17 protein-coding genes are annotated in these 17,372 nt (G+C 57.1%); 6 read left to right on the plus strand and 11 right to left on the minus strand.

From position 1 onward, the window contains the following. Nucleotides 1–22: 22 nt before the first annotated feature. From ompL to yihU, 7 genes are all read right to left on the minus strand, one after another. A complete protein-coding gene (gene ompL / locus AM329_RS18470) occupies nt 23–709 on the minus strand; it encodes a porin OmpL (protein ID WP_003861929.1) in 687 nt (228 codons plus the stop codon). A gap of 74 nt (nt 710–783) precedes the next feature. Beyond that, entirely contained in the window at nt 784–2,208 is a 1,425-nt protein-coding gene (locus tag AM329_RS18475) for an MFS transporter (protein WP_032608125.1), read from the minus strand. A gap of 43 nt (nt 2,209–2,251) precedes the next feature. Further along, nucleotides 2,252–3,634, minus strand: coding sequence for an MFS transporter (locus AM329_RS18480; RefSeq protein WP_032608124.1), 1,383 nt, complete (start codon nt 3,632–3,634; stop codon nt 2,252–2,254). Nucleotides 3,635–3,679: 45 nt separating this feature from the next. Further along, nucleotides 3,680–5,704 carry an alpha-glucosidase gene (locus tag AM329_RS18485; RefSeq protein ID WP_032608123.1) on the minus strand — a complete coding sequence of 675 codons (2,025 nt, stop codon included), beginning with the start codon at nt 5,702–5,704 and terminating at the stop codon, nt 3,680–3,682. 16 nt (nt 5,705–5,720) lie between these two features. Further along, on the minus strand, nt 5,721–6,962 hold the full coding sequence (yihS, locus tag AM329_RS18490) for a sulfoquinovose isomerase (protein WP_003861936.1): 1,242 nt from the start codon (nt 6,960–6,962) through the stop codon (nt 5,721–5,723). Between the two features lie 14 nt (nt 6,963–6,976). Next, the gene (gene yihT / locus AM329_RS18495; protein WP_039264662.1) at nt 6,977–7,852 is read right to left on the minus strand and encodes a sulfofructosephosphate aldolase; all 876 of its coding nucleotides are present in this window, start codon (nt 7,850–7,852) and stop codon (nt 6,977–6,979) included. A gap of 17 nt (nt 7,853–7,869) precedes the next feature. After that, a complete protein-coding gene (yihU, locus tag AM329_RS18500; RefSeq protein WP_023323900.1) occupies nt 7,870–8,760 on the minus strand; it encodes a sulfolactaldehyde 3-reductase in 891 nt (296 codons plus the stop codon). Nucleotides 8,761–8,915: 155 nt separating this feature from the next. Here yihU and AM329_RS18505 point away from each other — a divergent pair, with 155 nt between their 5' ends. The 6 genes from AM329_RS18505 to fabY all read left to right on the plus strand — a co-directional run bounded on the left by AM329_RS18505 (nt 8,916) and on the right by fabY (nt 13,660). Continuing rightward, nucleotides 8,916–9,812, plus strand: a complete 897-nt coding sequence (locus AM329_RS18505) for a sugar kinase (RefSeq protein WP_032608121.1) — start codon at nt 8,916–8,918, stop codon at nt 9,810–9,812. Nucleotides 9,813–9,846: 34 nt separating this feature from the next. Continuing rightward, on the plus strand, nt 9,847–10,647 hold the full coding sequence (locus AM329_RS18510) for a DeoR/GlpR family DNA-binding transcription regulator (protein WP_022652079.1): 801 nt from the start codon (nt 9,847–9,849) through the stop codon (nt 10,645–10,647). A gap of 118 nt (nt 10,648–10,765) precedes the next feature. Further along, on the plus strand, nt 10,766–11,365 hold the full coding sequence (gene yihX / locus AM329_RS18515; protein WP_003861947.1) for a glucose-1-phosphatase: 600 nt from the start codon (nt 10,766–10,768) through the stop codon (nt 11,363–11,365). After that, nucleotides 11,359–12,240 (plus strand): virulence factor BrkB family protein, encoded by an 882-nt coding sequence (locus tag AM329_RS18520; protein WP_003861949.1) that lies wholly within the window; start codon nt 11,359–11,361, stop codon nt 12,238–12,240. The genes yihX and AM329_RS18520 overlap by 7 nt, the downstream gene beginning before the upstream one ends. Further along, complete coding sequence (dtd, locus tag AM329_RS18525; protein WP_015569909.1) at nt 12,237–12,674, plus strand: D-aminoacyl-tRNA deacylase; 438 nt, start codon at nt 12,237–12,239, stop codon at nt 12,672–12,674. Before AM329_RS18520 ends, dtd begins: the two co-directional genes overlap by 4 nt. Before the next feature lie 44 nt (nt 12,675–12,718). Next, nucleotides 12,719–13,660 (plus strand): fatty acid biosynthesis protein FabY, encoded by a 942-nt coding sequence (gene fabY / locus AM329_RS18530; protein WP_015569910.1) that lies wholly within the window; start codon nt 12,719–12,721, stop codon nt 13,658–13,660. Between the two features lie 8 nt (nt 13,661–13,668). Here fabY and AM329_RS18535 read toward each other — a convergent pair whose 3' ends face one another. The 4 genes from AM329_RS18535 to fdxH all read right to left on the minus strand — a co-directional run bounded on the left by AM329_RS18535 (nt 13,669) and on the right by fdxH (nt 17,365). After that, a complete protein-coding gene (locus tag AM329_RS18535) occupies nt 13,669–14,589 on the minus strand; it encodes an alpha/beta hydrolase (RefSeq protein WP_023323897.1) in 921 nt (306 codons plus the stop codon). Nucleotides 14,590–14,904: 315 nt separating this feature from the next. Continuing rightward, nucleotides 14,905–15,834, minus strand: a complete 930-nt coding sequence (gene fdhE / locus AM329_RS18540; RefSeq protein ID WP_023323896.1) for a formate dehydrogenase accessory protein FdhE — start codon at nt 15,832–15,834, stop codon at nt 14,905–14,907. Continuing rightward, entirely contained in the window at nt 15,831–16,466 is a 636-nt protein-coding gene (fdoI, locus tag AM329_RS18545) for a formate dehydrogenase cytochrome b556 subunit (protein WP_003861958.1), read from the minus strand. The genes fdhE and fdoI overlap by 4 nt, the downstream gene beginning before the upstream one ends. After that, nucleotides 16,463–17,365: a formate dehydrogenase subunit beta gene (gene fdxH / locus AM329_RS18550; RefSeq protein WP_003861960.1), complete on the minus strand. Its 903-nt coding sequence runs from the start codon at nt 17,363–17,365 to the stop codon at nt 16,463–16,465. Before fdxH ends, fdoI begins: the two co-directional genes overlap by 4 nt. Between the last annotated feature and the right edge of the window lie 7 nt (nt 17,366–17,372).

The raw sequence follows: 17,372 nt of genomic DNA on the forward strand, positions 1-17,372 counted from the left end.
TGAGCGATCAGCGGCTTTTTTATTAGAACGAATACCGTAACCCTAAACGGATCCGGTACTGCTCCCGGTTGTAATCATTCCATCGGTCCAGCCACTGTAGCTCAAGATACGGCAGCCAGTTTCTGTCGATTTTATAGCTGAACTTGTTAGTAATTTCCCAGTGATGATCTTTGCCATTTTTGCTGTGGTAATCATTCACCCGCTGGAAAAAGTGCGGCTCAAAGGTGTAGAAAAACGCATCCGTCACTTTGAAATTCCAGTAGTTGGCGAATTCATGCGTGTCGTTCTTATCCATCTGCCCGTTATAGTCCGGCGTATCGTAATTGTTATGGTTATAGCGATAGCGGAACGTCAGATTAAACCAGTCCGTAAATTTGTAATTGGTATCTAAATAAACCGCGCCACCTGATCCTGCGCTGCTGTCATTAATTAAGCCGCCGGGCTGGAAGGTCAGTTTGTCGGTCGGTTTGAAGAGCGGATACCACCCCTCGATTTCGTTATAGCTGTGTTTCAGTTCGTCCCATTTCCCCACGTTATAAGCGTTGGTGAACATCAGCCCCGCGCCCATATCGAAGTTATAGCCCGCACGCAGGATCACTTCGTGCAGCTCTGAGGCGGTGTTGTAGGCTTCGCGCGTTTCGACATAGGCCCCGGCAAATACCGGGCAGGACACAGACGACACGATCAGTACGGTGATGATTCTTTTCATAATTTGTCCATGTATCAGGTACAGAAAGGCCTCCCTCCTGCTAAACAGGAAGGACATAGTGGCCGGATTTATAGTTATAAAGTGACTGCTGACGCTTTATTGTTGGTGGTTATCTCAGGGGTATTTGCTGTCTGTTTCTTCCGTTTTCCAATCTCCTCGATAATAAAGGCGAAGCGCGCTTCGTTGAGTTTATAAAATAGCCCCATGGTCACGGCGGCAACAATCGCCAGGCCGCACGGCCAGAGGAAAATAAGCTGACGCAAACCCAGCAGCGTGCCCGCGCTCTGCACGGCATGGGGTACGTAGCCAATCTGGGTCAGCATAATGCCGGGCAGGAAACCGGCGAGCGCGGCGGAGATTTTGCGCGAGAAGGTATAGCCGGTATACACCGACCCTTCGGCGCGAATGCCGGTTTTCCACTCGCCGTAATCAACGGTATCCGGCACCAGCGCCCAGTTCAGGCTATTAACAAACGCCGTGCCGAAGAAGGCCATGCAGGAAAAGAGCACAAACAGCAGGGAGCTGGTCCCCCAGAAGAAATTCAGCACGTCGCCCACCGCCCACAGCGCCAGCCCGCCCAGATAGACCGGCTTCTTGCCAAAGCGCTTCACCGCGCCGGGCACCAGAAACACGCCAATCAGAATGCAGCCCATGCTGAAAAAGCCCATCCACGACAGGAGATGCAGATCGTTCAGCACGTACTGGGTGTAATAGACCTGAATCGCCAGCTTGATGTTAAACGCGGCGAGGGTACAGAGGTTGGCGATGCACAGCACCAGCAGCGGCGGATTGCGGAAAATCGCGCAGAATGATTTCAGAATGCCGGGCTTATGGTGATCGGGCGTAAGCTCGACGTAGCGTTCTTTCACCCCGCTGTAGCACCACCACATGCAGAACAGCCCCCCGGTGACGAACACCAGCGCGGCCACCAGATAGCCGAGTGAGGGCTGGCTGATGAACAGCGCCTGAATCGGCATAAAGCCGACGGTGCAGAGCAACAGTCCTACCGTTGCGCCGCCCTGACGCCACGCGGCAAGCTGCGCGCGCTCGTTCGGGTTTTTGGTGATGGCTGGGACCATCGCACCGTAGGCGCAGTTCATCAGGCTGTAGCAGAGGCCAAACATCATGAAGAGCACGGTGGCGAGGGCCGTTTTCACCGTCAGGCTAAAGTCGTTGGCCATAAACTGCGCCGTCGCGACCAGCGCCACCGGAACGGAGGCGTAAAGTATGAATGGCCTGAACTTCCCCCTCGGGCCAATGTTACGCCGGGAATCCAGCAGCACCCCGGTCAGCATGTCGGTGAACGCGGTAAAGAACTTGGCGACCAGAAAAATGATGCCGCCGTAGAACGCGGGCATGCCCAGCTCGTCCGTGTAAAACTTCAGCAGATACAGCGTGCCAATACACAGCATCAGGTTCGAGCCAAAATCACCCATCCCGTAGGCGCACTTCTCTCGCAGGCTCAATTTCAGGGTTAACGGATCAGTATTATGTGTCATGGTCGATCCTCAAAGCGCCCCGCAGGGCGCTCAATCACGTCATTTATGCCGTACGTTTGCGCAGTTCGATCTCTTCCACTATGCGCACATACATCTTCTCGTTGAGGTTGTAGAAGCAGCCCATCGCCACGATGGTGATGACCGCCAGCAGGCTCGGGTAGATAAATATCAGCTGCCGCAGCCCTTCAACCGTCCCGGCGGACTGCACCACGTTCGGCACATAGCCGATCTGGGTGAGCATGATCCCCGGGAAGAAGCCCGCCAGCGCCTGCGAGACCTTCCTGAAGAAGGTAAAGCCGGTATAGACCGTTCCCTCGGAGCGCACGCCGGTGCGCCACTCGCCGTATTCCACGGTATCGGACACCAGCGCCCAGTTCAGGCTGTTCACGAACGCGGAACCGAAGAACGCCAGGCAGGAGAACGCCACAAAGCTCACCGAGCCGCCGCCGAAGAAGTAGTTAAGCAGATCGCCCGCCACCCAAATCATCAGCCCGCTGATGTAGACCTTTTTCTTGCCGAAGCGCCGCACCGCGCCGGGCATCATAAAGACGCCGATAAAAATACAGCCCATGCTGAAGAAGCCCATATACGACAGCAGGATCGGGTCGTTCAGCACGTACTGCGTGTAGTAGACCTGAATGGCGAGCTTAACGTTAAAGGCGCCCAGCGTGCACAGGTTAGCGATGCACAGGATAAACAGCGGACGGTTCCCGGCGATGGCGCGAAACGACTGCAACAGCCCCGGTTTCTGCGCCGGGTTAGCAGGCTGCGTCTCGACGTAACGCTCGGTAACGCCCTTATAGCACCACCACATAAAGAACAGCCCGAACAGCGAGAAGAGGGTGGCGGCAAAGATGTAGCCAAGCTGGCCGTTACCCTCAATCAGGTTCATCACCGGGACAAAGCCCACCGTACAGAGCAGCAGGCCGAGCGTGGCGCCGCCCTGACGCCAGGCCGCCAGCGAGGCGCGCTCGTCCGGGTTTTTGGTGATGGCGGGCACCATCGCGCCGTAAGAGCAGTTCATCATGCTGAAGAACAGGCCGTACAGCATGAACAGCACCGTCGCCATCACCGTTTTACCGGTGATTTCAAACGGTGTGCCGACGAAGTTGGCAATCGCCAGCAACGTTACCGGGAAGGCTGCATACAGCACGAACGGGCGGAATTTCCCTTTCGGGCCGATCTTGCGCCGGGAATCGAGCATGATCCCGGTGCCCATATCGGTGAAGGCGGTAAAAAACTTCGCAATCAGGAAGATAATCCCGCCGTAGGTGCCCGGCAGCCCCAGCACGTCGGTGTAGAACTTCAGCAGATACAGCGTGCCGATATCAAGCAGGATGTTAGAGCCGAGATCGCCCATCCCGTAGGCGAGTTTTTCTTTAAACGGCAGGCGCAGGGTTGCCGGATCAGAAGTATGTTGACTCATTATTGTTCTCCGTCTGCCCGCAGGTTTCCCCGCGGGCGAGCCTTATCAGATATGACGTAAGGTGCTAAACAGATCGGCCCATTCGCTTTGCTGGCGATAGAAGACCGGCGGTTTGCCGAGCGGGGCATCAACGGTGATGTCACCGCCCTGGCAGGTTTCTCCGGTCCACGCATTGACCCAGGTGTCCTGCGGCAGATAGAGCGACCAGTCGCGGCGTCCCTCTTCATGGACCGGCGCCACCAGCAGATCGCGGCCAAACAGATACTGGTATTTCAGCGTGTAGGCGCGCGCGTCGTCCTCGTAGTGCAGGAAAAGCGGACGCATCACCGGCAGGCCGCTTTTCGCGTTCTGCGCGACCGCGGCTTTGATGTACGGCTTCAGAGTGGTGAAGACAGTGGTCATGCGCGCGAAGTGCGCGATGGTTTCCGCGTCGCCGTCGAACTGCCAGTTATCGCCTGGACGGTTGCCCTCATGGGTACGCATCATCGGCGTAAAGGCGCTGAAGTCGCACCAGCGCAGCAGCAGCTCTTTGCTGCGCTTCATCTCGAAGAGCGTCGTATAGCCGCCAATGTCGCTGTGGTGCAGGCCGTGCCCGGTCATCGCCAGCGACAGCGCCGCAGGGATGACGGACGCCAGACCGTCGTCCAGGCTCCAGTCGACGTTCTGATCCCCCGCCCACATCATCACCGAGTGCTTCTGGCTACCGGTGTAGCCTGCGCGCATGAAGAACAGGATCTCGCCGAGCTTGCCGGTCTCTTCCAGCGCCTCGTAGTTACATTTCGCCCACAGGGCAGGCCAGGCGTTATGCATGATCTCCGCGCTCACGCCGTTGTGCAGGAAGGTATCGGTCGGCAGATATTCCCCGAAATCGGCCATCCAGCCGCCGCAGCCCAGTTCGATCAGGTTCTTTTTAATGACCTCTTTGTACCAGTCGTAGGCTGCCGGGTTGGTCAGGTCGATAACGCCCGCGTAGAACTCGCCGAACTCGACGTGGTAGTCCTTGCCGTCGGCGTTTTTGGTCAGATAGCCGCGTTTCGCGGCCTCTTCGCAGAGATCTTTATCGCTGGCGACGTACGGGTTGATATAGGAGAGGAACTGCACGCCTTCTTCTTTCCACTGCGCAATCCGCGTATCAAGCTGCGGATAGAGCGCGCTGTTCCACTTCCAGTTCCACATTACGCGTTTGCCGAAGGAGGTCATGCGGATGCCGGACCAGTCCTGCGCCCAGATGCCGTTCACCTTTACGCCGCCGTTACGCATGGTGTCGAGCTTCTGCTGGCACACCTCGGTGCCGCCCTGGATGCCCAGCGTCACGCCGTCGTACACCCAGTCCGGCAGCTCCGGCTGGCGTCCCAGCAGGCCGGTCAGTTTTTCCAGCAGATCGACGTACGTTTCCGCACATTCGAAGCGCAGCGTGGCGTTATCTTCCCAGAACGCCAGCTCGTGGAAGTCAGGGGCGCTGAAGTCAAAGTTCATGTAGCAGCTGTTATCCACGTGGCAGTAGTACTTCTGGGTGCTCACGAAGGTGGGCTGCGGGAAGAAGGTCCAGTAGTAGTCACCGCCTGCGTTCTCTTTGCAGTCGGCCTGCCAGGTGACATAGGTCTGCTTGTTGCGGCCCACGCCCTGCTCGCTGGTCCACAGCGGGAACGGCTTGCCGCGCAGATCGAAGTACGAGAACTGCTCGCCGCAGCCGTAAATATGATCTTCTGGCTGCGCCGCCAGCCGCAGCCAGATGCGGTTATGGCCGGGAGCATCATTTTTCAGTTTCAGCTCCAGACGGCCTTCCGCATCCACGCCCACCAGCAGCGTGGCGCTTACCGCATCGCCGCGGGTAAAGCGGATTGCCCAGCCCGCGCTTTGCTGCGTAACGGTCGCGTTCGTCAGGGCAATCTTTTCGTTGAGCTTGTCTTTGATGCTGAAGTTGCCGCGAAACATCTCGATATCCGCCTCACCTGCGCCAATCCACAGGCAAGGGGCATCCGCGGTGTGGGATAAAATCAGACGGTCCTGCCAGCGCAGGGTGAAGCCACTTTCGTTATTTTTCAGGTCAATATTGTGTAGGGTACGCATAAAAACTCCGTCTTAATTATTTGGCCTGGCTATCCAGTAATCCGGCGGCGACGGCAGGCGCTAAGCCCGGCGCCAGCGGCAGGCGGGGGATCACCAGGCAGTGCAGCAGATGGTAAATATCCTGCTTGCCGTCCCAGACTTTGGTGGTCACTTCGTTATTGGTGTCCAGCTCCTGCCACCAGGATCCGTTTTCGTAATCCATCAGATACTTGATGCAGTAATCCCACCATTTCTGATACCAGGCTTCGTACTGCGCCTCGCCGGTCACGGTATAGAGGGCATAGGCCGTGCCCATCGCCTCGACGATTGGCCAGCGCACGCGTTCGCGCACGATTGGCTTGCCGTCCCAGCCCACGGAGTAGACAAAGCCGTCCGCCCCGTCGGGTGCCCAGGCGTCGCGGATGGTGGCGTGGAACAGTCCTTTCGCATCTTCCAGCAGCCACTCCGGCGGGGTTTCAAAGCGCGCTTCCAGGGCGGCGCGCAGGTGCAGCATCAGGCGGCCCCACTCAATCCAGTGCCCAGGCGTGCCGCCATAGGCGCGGAAGCGGTGGGCGGGGTTATCGATGTTATAGTCGCGGATCGGGTTCCAGTTGGTGTCAAAATGCTCGTTAACGCGGTACTCCCCTTTGCGCGCCACGTCGTGAATAATCACCGAGGCGATGCGCAGGGCGCGGTCGAGCCATTTGCGGTCGTGGGTCACGTCATAAACGATGAGGAAAGCTTCCACGGCGTGCATGTTGGCGTTACCGCCGCGATAGTCTTCCGTTTTGCTGAAGGCTTCGTCCCAGGACTCCAGGCACATCTGCTCCTGTTCGCTCCAGAAGTAGCGCTCAATCACCTCGATGGCGTCGTCCAGCAACTTGCGTGCCTGCGGATGGCCGGTGGTGACGGCGCTCGCCGCGCCCAGCAGAACGAAGAAATGCTGATAGCCCTGCTTGGACGCATCAATCACGCCTTCATCGTTTACGCAGGCGTACCAGCCGCCGTGCTGCTTGTCGCGCAGCGGACCGTTCAGGGCATTAATGCCGTGCTCAACCAGGGCGTACGCGCCGGGGCGCCCCATGTTCGCCGCCACCGCGTACACATGCAGCATGCGGGCGGTGATCCACAGATGTGTGCCCATATCGCTACGCACCTGCCCGTTATTGCCCAGCCAGCCAAAGCCGGTCGGTACGGCGGCGTTTTTACCGAAATCGAGAATGCGGTCGGTCTCTTGTTCGAGCCAGCGGTTATGGCTCAGGGTGTTAAACCATTTCATGTTCGGATCCTTTCTTAACGGCGAGCCATCATTTCGTCGACGATCTCACCCAGACGCTGAAGTTTTGGTACGGAAATATCACACAGCATCAGCTCGGTGTCCGGCAGGCCAATCACAGAGGACCAGACGGCGCGACCGGCTAAAAAGCCCGATGCCCCCGCCTGCATCGCCACGCTCACCGCGCGCGGGAATAACTTATCGTCAACGCCGGACGAGAGGATCACCCACGGCATGGCGATGTTCTCGTTAAGCTTTTGCGAGGCCGCCAGCAGCTCCTGCTGCGTGCCCTTGCCAAACAGTGGCATCTCCACTTTGTAGAGGTCGGCACCGCTGTCGCCCAGCTCTTTGGCCGCGTCGATAATCGCCTGTTCGCGGTTAAACGCGGCACCGCGACGCGGTGGACGCACCACCGGCTCGATAATGCTCAGCAGACCGTTATCGTGGCACAGCGTATTGAACGCTTTCACCATCTCCAGGCGCTGCTGCGGATCTTCATCGCTGCGCCACAGCACCAGCAGCTTCAGTGCTTTGCCGCCATCGCGTTTGACCGCCTGCGCGTCGACGTTCTTGTCGATCACCACGCTGTCGACCGGAATACCGTTCCCCGGAATAAACTCGTCGGCTGCAACAATCATCGCGCAGCTTTTTGCCACGGCCTGCTGCCCGACAATCTGGCGATAGCAGAACTGCTGGTCGACAAGGATCGCAGAGGCGTACGGCGACAGAATTTTTGCCGCGTTGACTTTAAAATCCGTCAGGTGCTGGTCGGTTACCGGTACCGGCGCGCCTGCCGCCGCAAACATCAGGCGCATCGCTTCGCGCTGATCCACGGCCAGCATCGCAAAACCGCCGGAAGGTCGGGTGATATCTTTCAGGGTGTACATCGTCATTCCTCAGTCCTTTCGTATCAGTGTGATTTTTTCAGCCCGGCAGATGCGCGAACCTGTTCAAGAATGGCCGTCCAGTCCTCGCGCCCGCGCCCGGCGGCGCGAGCCTGGTTGTAAACTTCGCGGGAGGCCGCGCCCAGCGGCATCGGAACGTGGAGCTGGTTGGCCACGTCGAGGGCGATCCCCAGGTCTTTATGCGCAAGGTCGATCATGAAGGCGGGAGAAAGATCCCCTTTCAGCACCTTGTTCGGCCAGGATGTCGTGAAGTGGCCTTTACCCGCAGGCGTACCGCTCATGACCTTGAGCGCCACGTCAAAGGAGAGGCCAAGCGCTTCGCACAGCACGGCGGCCTCGGCGGAAAGGGCGTTCAGGGCAATGCTCATGTAGTTATTGATAAGCTTCACGCGGATGCCCATGCCTGGCCCGCCGGCGTTAATCAGCTCATTGCCCATCGCCATTAAGACCGGGGTGGCGCGCTCAACCTGCTGGGCCGTGCCGCCTGCCAGCAGGAGCAGCGTGCCGGCGATGGCATGGTCAGAGGTGCGTCCGACGGGCACGTCCATCAGGCTGAAGCCTTGCTCAGCCATGTCGCGTATCAGCGCGTCGGTTTGCAGCGGGTGAATGGTGGACATATCAATGACCAGCGCGTCGCGGGATAATCCTTCGCACACGCCGTGCTCGCCGAACAGGACGCTGCGTACCAGGTCGCCGTTTGGCAGCATGGTAATTACGAATTCCGCGTCCGTTGCTGCCTGTGCTGGCGTAGCCGCCGCCCGAGCGCCGCTCTCTACCAGCGCCTGAACCGCCTGCGGGTTCACATCAAAAACGTTAAGCTGGTGGCCCTGTTTCAACAGATTCTTCGCCATGGGCGCGCCCATCTGTCCTAAGCCGATAAATGCGATTGCTGACATGCCTCTCTCCTGTCACATCGTGTCAATTTTTGCGCGTTTGTAGTGTCTGTTTTTGATCGTATTTGTAATTTATAGTCAAAAAATTGACACGGGTCACTTTTTAAACATTTGGTGAAATTAAAATGAAGGCATCAGAAATCGCAGAAGGAATCACCATGACTCGCATCGTTTGTGTCGGCATTACCGTGCTGGATCGCATCTGGTATCTCGATGATTTACCGAAAGAAGGTGGGAAATATGTCGCAAAAGACTATACGGAAGTGGGCGGTGGCCCGGCGGCAACGGCGGCAGTGGCAGCCGCGAAACTGGGCGCGGAAGTGGATTTTATTGGCCGGGTGGGGGACGACGATACCGGCAGACGGCTGCTCGCGGAGCTGGAATCCCTGGGGGTGAATACCCGCTACACGCGCGTAGTTAAGGGAGCCCGATCGTCGCAATCGGCGGTGCTGGTGGACGGCAGCGGGGAGCGTGTTATAGCGAACTATTCCAGCCCCGATCTCCCTGCGGTGGCAGACTGGCTGCAAGAAATCGACTTCTCGCAGTGGGATATTGTCTTAGCCGATGTGCGCTGGCATGACGGGGCAAAACAGGCATTTACCCTGGCCCGTCAGCAGGGCGTACCGACGTTGCTTGATGCGGATGTCACCCCGCAGGACATCGCGGAGCTGATCGCCCTAAGCGACCACGCGGCCTTCTCCGCGCCGGGATTGCGGCGTTTAACGCAGCGGGATGACACCGAAGACGCGCTGAAAAAAGCACAAACGCTCACAAATGGACATGTGTATGTTACGCAGGGGCGAGACGGCTGCTTCTGGCTGGAAAACGGCGCACTGTGTCATCAGCCCGGCTTTGAGGTGAACGTGGTGGATACCACGGGGGCGGGCGACGTGTTCCACGGTGCGCTGGCGGTCAGTCTGGGGCAACAATCGTCCACTTCAGACGCCGTGCGTTTTGCCAGCGCCGTCGCAGCGCTGAAATGCACAAAGCCCGGTGGACGCGCGGGTATACCCGACTGTGATCAAACCCGCTCTTTTTTGTCACTTTTTGTATAAAATGCGGGGCGTGATGGTTTTCAGAGGACAGCCCATGAGCCTTACCGAACTGACCGGCAACCCGCGTCACGATCAGCTGCTGACGCTGATTGCCGATCGCGGCTATATGAACATTGATGAACTGGCGCAGCTGCTGGATGTGTCGACGCAAACCGTGCGTCGGGATATCCGTAAGCTCAGCGAGCAGGGGCTGATCACGCGTCATCATGGCGGGGCGGGCAGGGCATCCAGCGTGATGAACACGGCGTTCGAGCAGCGTGAAGTCTCGCTTACCGAAGAGAAACGGGCGATTGCCGAAGCGATTGCGGACTATATTCCCGACGGTTCGACCATTTTTATCACCATCGGGACGACCGTGGAGCACGTTGCCCGGGCACTGCTTAACCATAATCATCTGCGCATCATCACTAACAGCCTGCGGGTGGCGCACATTCTTTATAAGAATCCGCGCTTTGAGGTGATGGTGCCCGGCGGTACGCTGCGCCCGCATAACGGCGGCATTATCGGTCCTGCGGCAACGGCGTTCGTGTCAGGATTTCGCGCAGATTACCTGGTCACCAGCGTCGGGGCGATAGAGCACGACGGCGCGATGATGGAATTTGACGTTAACGAAGCCAGCGTGGTGAAAACCATGATTGCCCACTCCCGCCACATTTTACTGGCGGCCGATCATACGAAATACCACGCCTCCGCGGCGGTTGAAATTGGCAACGTGGCGCAGGCGACGGCGCTGTTCACTGATGAACTGCCCGGCCCGGCGCTGCAAAATCACCTCAAATCCAGCAAGGTTGAGGTTGTCGAAGTCAATTCCGGAGAAGAACAGCAGGCTGGCTGATCATCCTATGGCCCGATATTGCGATTCGGGCCTTTCCTTTCTCTAAGCTGAATCTGGCGCATAGCTAAAGTTTCTCTTTCCCGCTACAGTTACTTCTCCACGGCGAAAGGAGATAAACATGCTTTATATCTTTGACTTAGGAAATGTAATCGTCGATATCGATTTTAACCGGGTGTTGGGCGCATGGAGCGATTTTAGCCGTGTTCCGCTGGCGACGTTAAAGCAGAATTTCGCGATGGGTGAGACTTTCCATCTGCACGAGCGAGGTGAGATCAGCGACGAAGCGTTCGCAGAGCGTTTCTGCCAGGAAATGGGTCTTTCGTTAAGCTACGAGCAGTTTTCCCACGGCTGGCAGGCCATATTTGTCGCGATCCGCCCGGAAGTGATCGACATCATGCACAAGCTGCGCGAGCAGGGGCATCGTGTTGTCGTGCTGTCTAATACTAACCGCCTGCATACCACCTTCTGGCCGGATGAATACCCGGAAATTCACGCGGCGGCAGATAAAGTGTATCTCTCCCAGGAGATGGGGATGCGTAAACCTGAGGCGCGCATCTATCAGGCAGTATTGCAGGAAGAAGGATTCACGGCAGCGGATGCGGTCTTTTTTGACGACAACGCCGATAATATAGAAGGGGCTAATCAGTTAGGTATCACCTCCATTCTGGTGACCGGAAAAGAGACGATACCGAACTACTTTGCGAAGCAGTTATGCTAAAAACCGTTCATCAAAAAGCCAATCACCACACGCGCCCGCTGAGGGCGTGGCTGAAACTCCTCTGGCATCGCATTGATGAGGACAACATGACCACGCTGGCGGGCAATCTCGCTTACGTGTCGTTGCTCTCGCTGGTGCCGCTGGTGGCGGTGATTTTTGCGCTTTTTTCGGCATTTCCAATGTTTGCCGATGTGAGCATGCAGCTTCGCCATTTTGTTTTCGCAAACTTTATTCCTGCCACCGGCGATGTGATCCAGAACTACATTGAGCAGTTTGTCGCAAACTCCAGCAAGATGACGGCGGTGGGGGCGTGTGGGCTTATTGTTACCGCGCTGCTGCTGATGTACTCCATCGACAGTGCGCTCAACACCATCTGGCGGAGCAAAAAAGTCCGCCCGAAGGTTTACTCCTTTGCCGTCTACTGGATGATTTTAACCCTTGGCCCATTGCTGGCGGGGGCAAGCCTGGCGATCAGCTCCTACCTTCTTTCGCTGCGCTGGGCGACCGACTTAAACAGCGTGATCGATAACGTGCTGCGTATCTTCCCGCTGATTTTATCGTGGCTTTCGTTCTGGCTGCTCTACAGCGTGGTACCAACCACGCGCGTACCCAACCGGGATGCCGTGGTGGGTGCGCTGGTCGCGGCGTTGCTCTTTGAGCTGGGCAAGAAAGGATTCGCGCTTTATATCACCATGTTCCCCTCTTATCAGCTGATTTACGGTGTGCTGGCGGTGATCCCCATTTTGTTTGTCTGGGTCTACTGGACGTGGTGTATCGTCTTGCTTGGCGCCGAAATAACTGTCACTCTCGGAGTCTACCGCGAACTCAAAAAAGCAGCAGAAGCTGAAAAACAACAAGAAGCAGACCAACCATGATTGCATTGATTCAGCGCGTAACCCGTGCCAGCGTCACCGTGGCGGATGAGGTGACGGGTGAAATTGGCCCAGGACTTTTGGTGCTCCTGGGTGTCGAAAAAGATGACGACGAACAAAAAGCTAACCGCTTATGTGAGCGCGTGCTGGGCTACCGCATTTTCAGCGATGCGGAAGGCAAGATGAACCTGAACGTTCAGCAGGCGGGCGGCAGCGTGCTGGTGGTTTCCCAGTTTACGTTGGCTGCGGATACCGAACGCGGCATGCGGCCGAGTTTTTCGAAGGGCGCGGCACCGGATCGCGCAGAAGCTCTATACGAGTACTTTGTTGAGCGCTGTCGCCAACAGGACATGAATACACAAACCGGACGATTCGCTGCGGATATGCAGGTTTCGCTGGTGAACGATGGCCCCGTCACATTCTGGCTCCAGGTATGAGCCAACTGGCGGTATGGCCGCGGGTAACAAGAGAGAGTACAGCTATGTATCACCTTCGAGTACCGCAAACGGAAGAAGAATTAGACGCTTATTACCATTTCCGCTGGGAAATGCTGCGCAAACCACTGCATCAACCGAAAGGCTCTGAACGCGACGCCTGGGACGCGATGGCGCACCACCAGATGGTGGTTGATGAAGAGGGCAACCTCGTTGCCGTGGGACGTCTGTACATCAATGCCGACAACGAAGCTTCAATCCGCTTTATGGCCGTTCATCCCTCCGTGCAGGACAAAGGCCTTGGAACGCTGATGGCAATGACGCTGGAATCCGTTGCCCGTCAGGAAGGGGTCAAGCGCGTCACCTGTAGCGCCCGCGAAGATGCCGTTGAGTTCTTTGCCAAGCTTGGTTTCGTGAATCAGGGGGAAATCACCGCCCCGCAAACTACGCCGATTCGTCACTTTTTGATGATCAAACCCATCGCCACGCTGGACGATATTCTCCATCGCGCCGACTGGTGCGGGCAGCTCCAGCAGGCGTGGTATCAGCACATTCCGCTCAGTGAAAAAATGGGTGTGCGTATTCAGCAGTATACCGGACAAAAATTTATCACCACCATGCCGGAAACCGGCAACCAGAACCCGCACCATACCCTGTTTGCCGGCAGCCTGTTTTCACTCGCCACGCTCACCGGATGGGGACTGATCTGGCTGATGCTGCGCGAACGTCATCTCGGCGGCACCATTATTCTGGCCGATGCCCATATCCGCTACAGCGCGCCGATCAGCGGCAAGCCGAGCGCGGTAGCTGACCTGGGCGCACTGGGCGGCGATCTCGACCGTCTGGCGCGTGGACGTAAAGCACGCGTACAGATGCAGGTTGAGCTGTTCGGCGATGAAACGCCAGGCGCGGTGTTTGAAGGCACCTATATCGTTCTGCCTGCGAAGCCGTATGGCGCGTATGAAGAGGGTGGGAACGAGGAGGAGTAGTCTCCTTCTCACTCTCGCCCGGCATGGTTAATGCGCCAGGCAATATCTCGCATAATGTCTCGCGCTGACTGGCTAATTCCACCCAACTGGAAGAAGCCGTGAATTACACCCCGCCATTGTTGAGCGGTACACTTCACGCCTTGCGCCGTGAGGCGCTGATAAAGCGCCTCGCCTTCGTCACGTAACGGATCATACTCAGCGGTAACAATATGGACCTTCGGCAGACCGCTAAAGTCGTTGCGCCACAGTGGACTGACTTCAGGATGCTGACGGTCGGCTCCAGCCAGATACATTTCATAGCCGCTCAAAAGGGTATCGCGAGTAATCACGTAATCCATGCCGTTGAGGGTATAGCTTTCAAAACTGGCCGTGGCGTCGAGCATGGGATAGATAAGAATAAGCTGCGCAGGTTGCCACAGCCCTTTAACCTTAAGCCGCAGCGCCGTTACCAGCGCCAAATGCCCTCCTGCGCTGTCTCCACAGAGGGTGAGTCGGTTCTTATCCACGCCTAATTCGTCTGCATACTGCCAGACCAGATTCGCACCTCTTTCAGCATCGTCATGTGCGGCGGGGAAGGTATGCTCCGGCGCCAGTCTGTACTGAATCGCAATCACCCGGCAATTGCCGTAGTAGGCTAACTGACGGAGCTGGTTGTCATGGGTATCAAAGCCGCCGCTGATAAAACATCCGCCGTGGTAGTAGATGGCAGCAGGCAATATTTCAGGCGCATTGAGAGGTGAAAATACCCGAATGGTAAGACCCTCAAGAACAAGCGTCTCCAGCTGAACGCGCGTTTCGGTCTTCCCGGCAAGCTCCGTGCTGGCAATATAGCCTGCTCGTCGTACCTCAATTGTCTGGCGACGCGATGAGGGGCGACCTGCAGCGATAAATCCTTGAACCAGCCGTTCAATACCCTTTTCCAGTGCCATGAAAACACCTTTTAACTGTATGAATGTACAGCTTTATAGCCTGGTTTGATTCAAAAGAAAACAAGAATATTATTGAGGGGAAAAGTCTTGAAAGCTGCTCGCAAAGGCGAGAGCTTTTTTATTATCTGCTTTCGTCACAGACATAAAGTGCGGATGTTGCCTGAGATTTGCCGTGGAAGCGATGCTAAAGCGATAACGCGTCTTTAGACGGATCCTGGACTACGGGCTGAAGAGCATCTGGCATATAAGACGGCAGGTATTGCTGTCGAGGTGTAGGCCGGGCAAGCTCGCGCCGCCCGGCACTGTCACAGGAGATTACTCCCCTTCACCCGGGAACAGGAACGGGTTGATAGAGCTGCGGGCAAAGCCCTCCTGCTCCATTTTGGCGTCCAGAATCAGCGAGGCGAGATCGTCGGCCACCGCTTCGACTTTCGGGTCTTTTTCCTGATACAGAATCTTCAGGTAAGTCCCGCAGTCGCCGCAGCTTTCGGCTTTCACCGCTGCGTCTTCGTTTTCCAGCGACCAGTAGTTCAGATCGCGGGTCTGCTCGCAGTTGCTGCACTTCACGCGCACCACGTGCCACTCGGTTTCACACAGGTTGCAGTGCAGGTAGCGCAGCCCCTGTGTCGTACCAATCTGTACCATGCTGGAGACCGGCATTGAACCACACACCGGACAGAACTGGCGCGCTTCGCCGTATTCGGCGCGGGCTTTGCCTGGGATCAGGCTCGCCATTTGCGCCCAGTAGAGCGACAGCGCAGCCCAGATGAACGGCGCTTTATCGCTGCTCACCAGCGAGAAGTCGGAAGCAAACAGCGCGCTCGCCATCTCTTCCAGCTCTTGCTCTGAGGCTTTTTCCAGGTTCTCAATGACCGCCAGCGCCGTGCCGCTCATCTCGGGCTTCAGCTCGGCAATCAGCGAATGCAGCAGCTTATGCCAGTGCTTGTCGCGCGGCAGGACGTGAATGTCCAGCGGCGGCTTGCCCTGTTCGTTGGCTTCTTTGATGCGTGCGGTCAGGTCCATTTGCAGCGGATGGTCGTACAGCACCACTTCCTGCGCATGGGCGACCAGCGCGGCAAAACGCAGAAAATCGCCCAGCGGGTTGTTCTCTGCCAGCTCGCGCAGACGCTCTGCGCGGCGGTTGTAGAGGTTCTTGAGTCTGGGGAATAACAACGGCGGAATATACTCCGCCGTACGTTTCTCGCTCGACCCCAGCTCATCTTGCGGGATTATGCGAATACTCATTCAGATGACTTTTCCTGTTTCTGGCGGACTTCACGGTACCAGCGCGGGTGATGTTTCTTCGCCCACGTTTTGGTGACCCAGCCTTCCACCATCGCGGTAATGGTGCCTTTCACCCAAAGGGCGGCGTAAATATGCACCATGATAACCACAATTAACGCCACTGCGGCAAATGAATGCAGCATTAGCGCAAATCGGATCACCGGGATTGAGAAAGCAGGCGCAAAGTACGGACGCCAGATGATCACGCCGCTCACCAGCAACAGGACCAGGAAGATAATCGCCGCCCAGAATACGCATTTCTGGCCGAAGTTATAACGCCCGGTATCACCTACTTCCTCGTTGACGACGATCTTACGAATATTCTTCGCCCAAAAGATATCATCCCGATTGATTAGGTTATGGTGCCAGTAACGGAAAAACATGATGATGAACGACGCGAACATGATGACGCCCACAAACGGGTGCAGTATACGCGCCAGCTGTGGTGTCCCCATGATCTGCATCAGCCAGTTGAAGGACGGGAAGAAGAACCCCAGCCCGCTTATCGCCGCCAGCATGAAGCAGAAGGCGGTGACCCAGTGGTTGATACGTTCCGGCGCGGTGTAGCGCACGATGGTGTCACGTTTTCTCATTTGCGCACCTCGTCTTTCTCTTCATGCAGGTTATCGTCTTCCTCTTCCGCGCGGTTCGGACCAACGCCGACGTAGTGGAAGATGCTCGCTGCGAAGGTGGCAGCAAAACCGACCGCTGCCAGCGGTTTCCAGATGCCTTTCCAGAACTTCACGGTGGCGCTGATTTCCGGGTTCTCCGGCAGGCCGTGATACAGGTTCGGCTTGTCGGCGTGGTGCAGCACGTACATGACGTGCGTACCGCCAACCCCGGCCGGATCGTACAGGCCCGCGTTATCGTAACCACGAGTTTTCAGCTCGCCCACGCGCTCTGCCGCCAGCGTTTTCATATCCTCTTTAGAGCCAAAGTGGATAGCGCCGGTTGGACAGGTCTTCACGCACGCTGGCTCCTGGCCGACATTTACGCGGTCAACGCACAGCGTACATTTGTAGACGCGGTTGTCTTCCGGGTTCATGCGCGGCACGTCGAACGGACAGCCCGCGATGCAGTAGCCGCAGCCAATGCACTGCTCGGACTGGAAGTCGACGATGCCGTTGGCATACTGAATGATAGCCCCTTCTGACGGACACGCCTTCAGGCAGCCCGGATCCGCACAGTGCATACAGCCGTCTTTGCGAATAAGCCATTCCAGCTTGTCGTTCTGCTCCACTTCCGAGAAACGCATTACCGTCCAGGACTTGGCGGTCAGGTCCGCCGGGTTGTCGTACACCCCGACGTTGTGACCCACTTCGTCACGGATGTCGTTCCACTCAGAGCAGGCCACCTGACAGGCTTTACAGCCGATACAGGTGGTCACGTCGATAAGCTTCGCCACTTCCTGCTGGTGGTCCCGCGCCTGAGGCGCGGGCGTGAAACCGTTAGTCGCGGAACGACGGATAATGTCTTGAGATTGATAAGCCATAAGTCGT

It is taken from the genome of Enterobacter cloacae complex sp. AR_0002, from assembly GCF_001922365.1.
GTDB classification, from domain to species: Bacteria; Pseudomonadota; Gammaproteobacteria; order Enterobacterales; family Enterobacteriaceae; genus Enterobacter; species Enterobacter hormaechei_C.

Bases quoted from the DNA above. Each gene is read 5' to 3' on its own strand.
- ompL (WP_003861929.1), bottom strand. From the start codon at position 709: ATGAAAAGAATCATCACCGTACTGATCGTGTCGTCTGTGTCCTGCCCG.
- AM329_RS18475 (WP_032608125.1), bottom strand. From the start codon at position 2,208: ATGACACATAATACTGATCCGTTAACCCTGAAATTGAGCCTGCGAGAG.
- AM329_RS18480 (WP_032608124.1), bottom strand. From the start codon at position 3,634: ATGAGTCAACATACTTCTGATCCGGCAACCCTGCGCCTGCCGTTTAAA.
- AM329_RS18485 (WP_032608123.1), bottom strand. From the start codon at position 5,704: ATGCGTACCCTACACAATATTGACCTGAAAAATAACGAAAGTGGCTTC.
- yihS (WP_003861936.1), bottom strand. From the start codon at position 6,962: ATGAAATGGTTTAACACCCTGAGCCATAACCGCTGGCTCGAACAAGAG.
- yihT (WP_039264662.1), bottom strand. From the start codon at position 7,852: ATGACGATGTACACCCTGAAAGATATCACCCGACCTTCCGGCGGTTTT.
- yihU (WP_023323900.1), bottom strand. From the start codon at position 8,760: ATGTCAGCAATCGCATTTATCGGCTTAGGACAGATGGGCGCGCCCATG.
- AM329_RS18505 (WP_032608121.1), top strand. From the start codon at position 8,916: ATGACTCGCATCGTTTGTGTCGGCATTACCGTGCTGGATCGCATCTGG.
- AM329_RS18510 (WP_022652079.1), top strand. From the start codon at position 9,847: ATGAGCCTTACCGAACTGACCGGCAACCCGCGTCACGATCAGCTGCTG.
- yihX (WP_003861947.1), top strand. From the start codon at position 10,766: ATGCTTTATATCTTTGACTTAGGAAATGTAATCGTCGATATCGATTTT.
- AM329_RS18520 (WP_003861949.1), top strand. From the start codon at position 11,359: ATGCTAAAAACCGTTCATCAAAAAGCCAATCACCACACGCGCCCGCTG.
- dtd (WP_015569909.1), top strand. From the start codon at position 12,237: ATGATTGCATTGATTCAGCGCGTAACCCGTGCCAGCGTCACCGTGGCG.
- fabY (WP_015569910.1), top strand. From the start codon at position 12,719: ATGTATCACCTTCGAGTACCGCAAACGGAAGAAGAATTAGACGCTTAT.
- AM329_RS18535 (WP_023323897.1), bottom strand. From the start codon at position 14,589: ATGGCACTGGAAAAGGGTATTGAACGGCTGGTTCAAGGATTTATCGCT.
- fdhE (WP_023323896.1), bottom strand. From the start codon at position 15,834: ATGAGTATTCGCATAATCCCGCAAGATGAGCTGGGGTCGAGCGAGAAA.
- fdoI (WP_003861958.1), bottom strand. From the start codon at position 16,466: ATGAGAAAACGTGACACCATCGTGCGCTACACCGCGCCGGAACGTATC.
- fdxH (WP_003861960.1), bottom strand. From the start codon at position 17,365: ATGGCTTATCAATCTCAAGACATTATCCGTCGTTCCGCGACTAACGGT.